Origin of the sequence: Rhodococcus sp. 14-2470-1b (assembly GCF_002259415.1) — a bacterium.
GTDB lineage: Bacteria > Actinomycetota > Actinomycetes > Mycobacteriales > Mycobacteriaceae > Rhodococcoides.
Genome location: NZ_NPFY01000018.1, coordinates 20,078 through 27,190, shown reverse-complemented (window position 1 = coordinate 27,190; position 7,113 = coordinate 20,078). Strand labels below are relative to the sequence as shown.

Annotated in this window: 6 protein-coding genes; all 6 read right to left on the bottom strand. The window is 63.6% G+C overall.

Annotated features, from left to right (window positions below):
- Window positions 1–171: 171 nt before the first annotated feature.
- The 6 genes from CH293_RS14230 to panD all read right to left on the bottom strand — a co-directional run bounded on the left by CH293_RS14230 (window position 172) and on the right by panD (window position 7,001).
- Window positions 172–2,706 carry an ATP-dependent Clp protease ATP-binding subunit gene (locus CH293_RS14230; protein WP_037112420.1) on the bottom strand — a complete coding sequence of 845 codons (2,535 nt, stop codon included), beginning with the start codon at window positions 2,704–2,706 and terminating at the stop codon, window positions 172–174.
- A gap of 295 nt (window positions 2,707–3,001) precedes the next feature.
- Window positions 3,002–4,552 carry a lysine--tRNA ligase gene (lysS, locus tag CH293_RS14225; protein WP_037112422.1) on the bottom strand — a complete coding sequence of 517 codons (1,551 nt, stop codon included), beginning with the start codon at window positions 4,550–4,552 and terminating at the stop codon, window positions 3,002–3,004.
- Window positions 4,553–4,591: 39 nt separating this feature from the next.
- Window positions 4,592–5,020: a rhodanese-like domain-containing protein gene (locus CH293_RS14220; RefSeq protein WP_037112423.1), complete on the bottom strand. Its 429-nt coding sequence runs from the start codon at window positions 5,018–5,020 to the stop codon at window positions 4,592–4,594.
- Complete coding sequence (locus tag CH293_RS14215) at window positions 5,017–5,652, bottom strand: cysteine dioxygenase (protein ID WP_094720585.1); 636 nt, start codon at window positions 5,650–5,652, stop codon at window positions 5,017–5,019. The genes CH293_RS14220 and CH293_RS14215 overlap by 4 nt, the downstream gene beginning before the upstream one ends.
- Window positions 5,653–5,766: 114 nt before the next feature.
- On the bottom strand, window positions 5,767–6,567 hold the full coding sequence (locus CH293_RS14210; RefSeq protein WP_037112428.1) for a type III pantothenate kinase: 801 nt from the start codon (window positions 6,565–6,567) through the stop codon (window positions 5,767–5,769).
- A gap of 2 nt (window positions 6,568–6,569) precedes the next feature.
- Window positions 6,570–7,001, bottom strand: coding sequence for an aspartate 1-decarboxylase (panD, locus tag CH293_RS14205; RefSeq protein WP_037112429.1), 432 nt, complete (start codon window positions 6,999–7,001; stop codon window positions 6,570–6,572).
- Window positions 7,002–7,113: the final 112 nt, after the last annotated feature.

The window sequence follows — 7,113 nt, the reverse complement described above, 5'->3', positions numbered from 1 at the left end:
ACCCCCGGCCCACCCCCCGGCATCGATGTCACATGGCAACCGTCCAGTGCATTGGCATGTGCCATTCATGCCGGCCGCCCGACGTGATCGCACCCCCGCGAGGCAGCGGACAGACAGCACACGGGCCGCACTCCTGGGTAGGAGTGCGGCCCGTGTGTCGTAGCGGAAAGACTAGTCGTCGTCGCCCGCGGCCTTGGCCAGGTCGACCGGAACCTCGTCGGGAACAGTGATGGCCTTCTTCTCGCCGCGGAACGTGAACTTCGCGTCCTCGCCTGCGCCTTCGCCGTCCCAGTTCTCCACGTCGACCAGGACGATCTGCCCGGGCTCGATCTCGCCGAAGAGGATCTTCTCCGACAGCTGATCCTCGATCTCGCGCTGGATGGTGCGACGCAGCGGCCGCGCACCCAGAACCGGATCGAATCCGCGCTTGGCGAGCAGGGACTTCGCCTTCTCGGTGACCTCGATGGCCATGTCCTTGTTCTTGAGCGCACCTTCGACACGGTTGAGCATGAGATCGACCATCTGGATGATCTCGTCCTTGGTGAGCTGGTGGAACACGACGATGTCATCGATACGGTTCAGGAACTCCGGGCGGAAGTGCTTCTTCAGCTCGTCGTTGACCTTGAGCTTCATGCGCTCGTAGTTCGATCCGGTGCCTTCACCCGAGGAGAAGCCGAGGCCGACTGCCTTCGAGATGTCCGAGGTACCGAGGTTCGAGGTGAAGATCAGCACGGTGTTCTTGAAGTCGACCGTACGTCCCTGGCCGTCGGTGAGACGACCGTCTTCCAGCACCTGCAGGAGGGTGTTGTAGATCTCCTGGTGTGCCTTCTCGATCTCGTCGAACAGCACGACGGAGAACGGCTTGCGGCGAACCTTCTCGGTGAGCTGGCCGCCCTCTTCGTAGCCGACGTATCCGGGAGGAGCACCGAAGAGCCGCGACGCGGTGAAGCGGTCGTGGAACTCGCCCATGTCGATCTGGATGAGCGCGTCGTCCTCGCCGAACAGGAAGTTCGCCAGTGCCTTCGACAGTTCGGTCTTACCGACACCGGACGGACCGGCGAAGATGAACGAGCCGGACGGACGCTTGGGGTCCTTCAGACCCGCACGCGTACGACGGATGGCCTTGGAAACAGCCTTGACGGCCTCGACCTGCCCGATGATCCGCTTGTGCAGCTCGTCCTCCATGCGGAGCAGACGAGTGGTCTCCTCCTCGGTGAGCTTGAAGACAGGGATACCGGTCCAGTTTCCGAGGACCTCGGCGATCTGCTCGTCGTCGACCTCGGCGATGACGTCGAGGTCACCGGAGCGCCACTGCTTCTCGCGCTCGGCACGCTGCTGAACCAGCTGCTTTTCCTTGTCACGCAGGTTCGCGGCCTTCTCGAAGTCCTGCGCGTCGATGGCGGATTCCTTCTCGCGACGCGCGTCGGCGATCTTGTCGTCGAACTCGCGCAGGTCTGGCGGCGCGGTCATCCGGCGGATGCGCATCCGCGCGCCCGCTTCGTCGATGAGGTCGATTGCCTTGTCCGGCAGGAACCGGTCGTTGATGTACCGGTCCGCCAGGGTTGCTGCCGCCACGAGTGCACCGTCGGTGATGGAGACACGGTGGTGTGCCTCGTAACGATCGCGCAGGCCCTTGAGGATCTCGATGGTGTGCTCGACCGTGGGCTCGCCGACCTGGACCGGCTGGAAACGACGCTCGAGGGCGGCATCCTTCTCGATGTACTTGCGGTACTCGTCGAGGGTGGTCGCACCGATGGTCTGCAGCTCGCCACGAGCAAGCTTGGGCTTGAGGATGGAGGCCGCGTCGATAGCGCCCTCGGCGGCACCTGCACCGACGAGCGTGTGCAGCTCGTCGATGAACAAGATGATGTCGCCGCGTGTGTTGATCTCCTTGAGAACCTTCTTCAGGCGCTCCTCGAAGTCACCGCGGTAACGGCTGCCTGCGACCAGCGAGCCGAGGTCGAGGGTGTAGAGCTGCTTGTCCTTCAGGGTTTCGGGGACCTCGCCGTTGACGATGGCCTGCGCGAGACCCTCGACGACGGCGGTCTTACCGACACCGGGCTCACCGATCAGAACAGGGTTGTTCTTGGTACGGCGGCTGAGGACCTGCATGACGCGCTCGATTTCCTTCGCGCGACCGATGACCGGGTCGAGCTTGCCTTCGAGTGCGGCCTGGGTCAGGTTACGACCGAATTGGTCGAGCACCAGCGACGTGGACGGCGTACCGGCCTCGCCACGGCTGCTTCCGGACTCCGACGGCTCCTTGCCCTGGTAACCGGACAGTAGCTGGATGACCTGCTGACGCACACGGTTGAGGTCGGCACCGAGCTTGACCAGAACCTGGGCGGCGACGCCTTCACCCTCGCGGATCAGTCCGAGCAGAATGTGCTCGGTACCGATGTAGTTGTGACCGAGCTGCAGAGCCTCACGCAGGCTGAGCTCGAGGACTTTCTTGGCGCGCGGGGTGAACGGAATATGACCGGACGGAGCCTGCTGGCCCTGACCGATGATTTCCTCGACCTGGCTGCGGACTCCTTCAAGGGAGATACCCAACGACTCCAGAGACTTCGCCGCTACGCCCTCACCCTCGTGGATGAGCCCGAGCAGGATGTGCTCCGTGCCGATGTAGTTGTGGTTGAGCATCCGGGCTTCTTCTTGAGCCAGGACGACAACACGCCGCGCGCGATCGGTGAACCTCTCGAACATCGCTCTCCCTCACTTCTCGGTGGGAGGTAGCACTTCCCACCAGGTCTTCTAGCACCACAGTATCTAGTAACACGGGGTCGCTCGGCATCGGAGGCGCTCGACGCCGACAACTGGAACGTCCACGCCTCCAGCCTCACTGTAGTTGGCCGGTCGTTCACTCGCCGACCCTCGGTCCCCTTGGATCAACGCTCGGCGTTGCTGTGGGTGACTGAAGTGCCTGCTTACAGTTCTTAACGCGGGCCGATGCGTATTCGTTTCCGATTCTCTGTCCGCTGCTGGCGAACAGCCGAGGGACTCAGGCCTGCGGTTTCACGATGGGGAAGAGGATGGTCTCCCGAATGCCGAGGCCGGTGAGCGCCATCAGGAGCCGGTCGATTCCCATGCCCGTGCCCGTAGTGGGCGGCATACCCTGCTCCATCGCCGCAAGGAAGTCCTCGTCGAGCACCATCGCTTCGTCGTCGCCGGCTGCGGCCTGGCGGGCCTGGTCCTCGAAACGCTCACGCTGAATGACCGGGTCGACGAGCTCGGAGTATCCGGTAGCCAGTTCGAACCCGCGGACATAGAGGTCCCACTTCTCGGTGACACCCGGCTTGCTCCGGTGCTGGCGAGTCAACGGCGACGTCTCCACCGGAAAATCACGAACGAACGTGGGCGCGGACAGGCCGTCGCCGACCTGGTGCTCCCACAGCTCCTCCACGAGCTTTCCGTGGCCGTAAATGGGCTTGCCGTCCTTACGCGGAACCTCGAGGCCGACCTTCGCGGCGAGACCGAGCAGCTCGTCGACGGTCGTGTCCGGGGTGACGGTGACGCCGATGGCCTCCGAGAGCGACGGATACATCTCGAGCGTCGTCCACTCGCCACTCAGGTCGTACGTGGAGCCGTCGGGGAGCAGAACGATCTGGGTACCGAGTGCGGCCTGCGCAACTTCCTGGATCAGCTCACGCGTCATCCGGGCCGAATCGTCGTAGGTTCCGTAGGCCTCGTAGGTCTCCAGCATCGCGAATTCCGGAGAGTGCGACGAGTCCGCGCCCTCGTTACGGAAGTTGCGGTTGATCTCGAAAACCTTCTCGATACCTCCGACGACACAGCGCTTCAGGAACAGCTCCGGCGCGATCCTCAGGTAGAGGTCCGTGTCCAGCGCGTTGGAGTGCGTGACGAACGGACGTGCTGCCGCTCCGCCGTGCAGCGTCTGCAGCATCGGAGTCTCGACTTCGAGGAACCCGCGGCGTTCGAGCGCATTACGGAGCTCACGCACGACGGCGATGCGCTTGCGCGCGACCTCACGAGCTTCCGGACGGGTGATCAGATCGAGGTAACGCTGACGGATCCGCGTTTCCTCGTTCAGCTCCTTGTGCGCAACCGGCAACGGACGCAACGCCTTCGACGCGATCTGCCACTTGTCGGCCATGACACTGAGCTCGCCGCGACGACTGGAGATGACCTCACCGTGCACGAACACGAAGTCACCGAGATCGACGTCCGACTTCCACGCAGCCAGCGCGTCCTCCCCGACTCCCGCGAGGCTGATCATCGCCTGGAGCTGGGTGCCGTCGCCCTCCTGCAGCGTCGCAAAACACAGTTTCCCTGTGTTGCGGACGAAGATGACGCGACCGGCGACGCCGACCAACTCGCCCGTCGCGGTATCGGCATCGAGGCTCGGGAATTGCTCCCTGATCTCCAGCAGCGAATGCGTGCGGTCCACGGACACGGGATACGCCTCTTGCCCCTGCTCGAGCAGACGGTCCCGCTTGGCACGACGAATCCGAAGCTGCTCCGGAGTGTCCGACAGCTCTTGGGCGTCCGACGATTCGGGAACGGCGGCGGTGGGGGAAGCTGCGTCAGTCACGGAAGCACACTTTATCCGGCGCGTGCGACAAAGACAGAATCAGTGCGCCGTGACGGCTTCGGCCTCACGGACGCAGTGCCGCGCCTTCGTCAGAACACCGAGCAATCCGGCTGACTGGAGCGCTTGGTAGCCGCCGACGAGGTCGGTCGCCTTGTGCAACCCCAGCTCCTGCAGCGACGCCGCAGCCAGCGAGGACGTGTACCCCTCCGAGCAGATCACGATCCACTCGACGTCGTGATCCACGGCCGCGACCAACCGAGCGTCGCTGGTGGGGTCCAGACGCCACTCGAGCACGTTGCGTTCGATGGCCAGCGCCCCGGGCAGCGTCCCTTCGACGGCACGTTGGGCCTGCGGACGGATGTCGACGACGATCGCGCCGCGTTCGACCGCGTCACGCAGTTCGAAGACGGTCATCCGATCGATTCGAGTTCGTGCTTCGTCGAGCATCTGGACGACGGTCTTGCTCATTTCGAAGGTCCTTCGGGCTCGTCGGTCAGCTCGGTACGGGTTCTTCGGAGTGCCGATCTGTCGGTCACTTCGTAGTAGGACATCGCGGTCAGCGGCGGTGAGTAGGCATGGACACTCAGTGTCGGGTGAGGAGTCATCGAGTCACTCCGCAGGCTCCGCTCCTGCCCGGTGATCGGGTCACTCCGCAAGCTCCGCTCCTGCCCTGTGATCGATGCGGGTGCGCGCATCACATCGTGAACCCACCCGAGCGGGAAGGACGCCTGATCCCCGGCGTCGAGACGGCGACGCTTCAGTCCGTCTCCAGCCCAACGGTATTCGACGAGCGATCCGCTGAGCACGGTGAGCGCACCGAGCGATCCGGCGTGATCGTGCAGCTCGGTCGAGCGGTCCGGCACCCAACTGATCAGCCAGACGTCCACGTCGTCGTCGGCGTGCAACCGCGTCGACCAGCGCTCACCGGTGGGCCAGATGCCACCAGCAGGAAGCAGGTGATCGAAGCGTCCCTCCAGGACATCGGACGCACCCTGATCGGTGATGCGCAGCAGGTCATGGGGGCGCAACCGCGTAGGCAGCGTCAAGTTGGGCGCAGAGGTGGATGACACAGATCCAGAAAAGACAGGTGTGGAAAGCATGGAAACTTCTCCAGGATTGGTAATTGAACGAGGCAGCGGTCAGCCTCGACAACACTCCTGGGGTCCCATGCACATCATCACGACGACGATTCTTACACAACCATTCCAGTTGCGCTAGCGGGTCCGTCTTTTCGCCAGATTTCGCTCGAACACCAAACGCAGTCCCTCGAGCGTCAGATCCGGCTCGTGGTGCTCGACGGACGCGCTCTCCGCCATGATCAGCGGGGCACTCTCCCCCGTCCCGATGACGGCGACCTCCTTGCCCCCGAACTCCGGCAGTTCGCGCCGGACCCGGTTCACCAGGCCGTCGACCAGGCCCGCGAACCCGAAGACCGCGCCGGCCTGCATACATTCAACGGTGTTCTTGCCGACGACGGAGCGCGGTCGCAGCAACTCCACCTCACGCAACGCCGCGGAACGTGACGACATCGCCGCTGTCGAGATCTCGAGACCCGGCGCGATGGCACCACCGAGGAACTCGCCCTTGGCCGAAACGACGTCGACGCACGTCGTGGTTCCGAAATCCACCACGATGCAGGCACTCCCGTACAGATCGTGCGCGGCGAGCGTGTTCACGATACGGTCCGCACCCACCTCTTTGGGATTGTCGACCAACAGCGGAACTCCCGTTCGCACACCGGGTTCCACCACCACGTGCGGCACATGTTTCCAGTACCTGGCCAGCATCGTGCGTGTCTCGCGCAGCACCGAGGGCACGGTCGACAACGCCGACACTCCAGTGATCTGGTCGGCATCGGGTCCGATCAGCCCACGAAGCATCAGAGCGAGCTCGTCGGCGGTGACGTTGGCGTCGGTCCGCACCCGCCAATCTCGGTGCAGCGTCGCGTGATCGCCGCTTCCGCTGAACAATCCGAGCGTCGTCGAGGTATTGCGAACGTCGACTGCGAGCAACACAGCTAGACCAACACGGAGTCGGCGCGCAGCGTGCGTGGAGTGATCAGACCGGACCCCTCGGGCGCGTGGGCAGGATCGGAGCCCAACTCCACGGGAACGTTCTTTCCGTCGACGAAGACCACCCGCGGCGCGTAGTCCTTGCACTCCTGCTCGTTCATCACTCCATAAGCGATCAGAATGACCAGATCGCCGGGGTTGACGAGATGAGCTGCCGCACCGTTGATTCCGATGACGCCACTGCCGCGCTCACCGGTGATCACATACGTCTCGAGGCGCGCACCGTTGTCGATGTCGACGATGGTGACCTGCTCACCTTCCAGCAGATCGGCAGCCTCCATCAGATCCAGATCCACCGTGACCGAGCCGACGTAGTGCAGATCGGCATGCGTGACGGTGGCGCGATGGATCTTGGACTTCATCATTGTACGAAACATGTTTTCACCCTTCAGCTTTGAGAAATTCGTTCCGCAGGCTCCACTCCTGCTTCATCGAGTCGTTCCGCAGGCTCCACTCCTGCTTCATCGGGTCGTTCCGCAGGCTCCACTC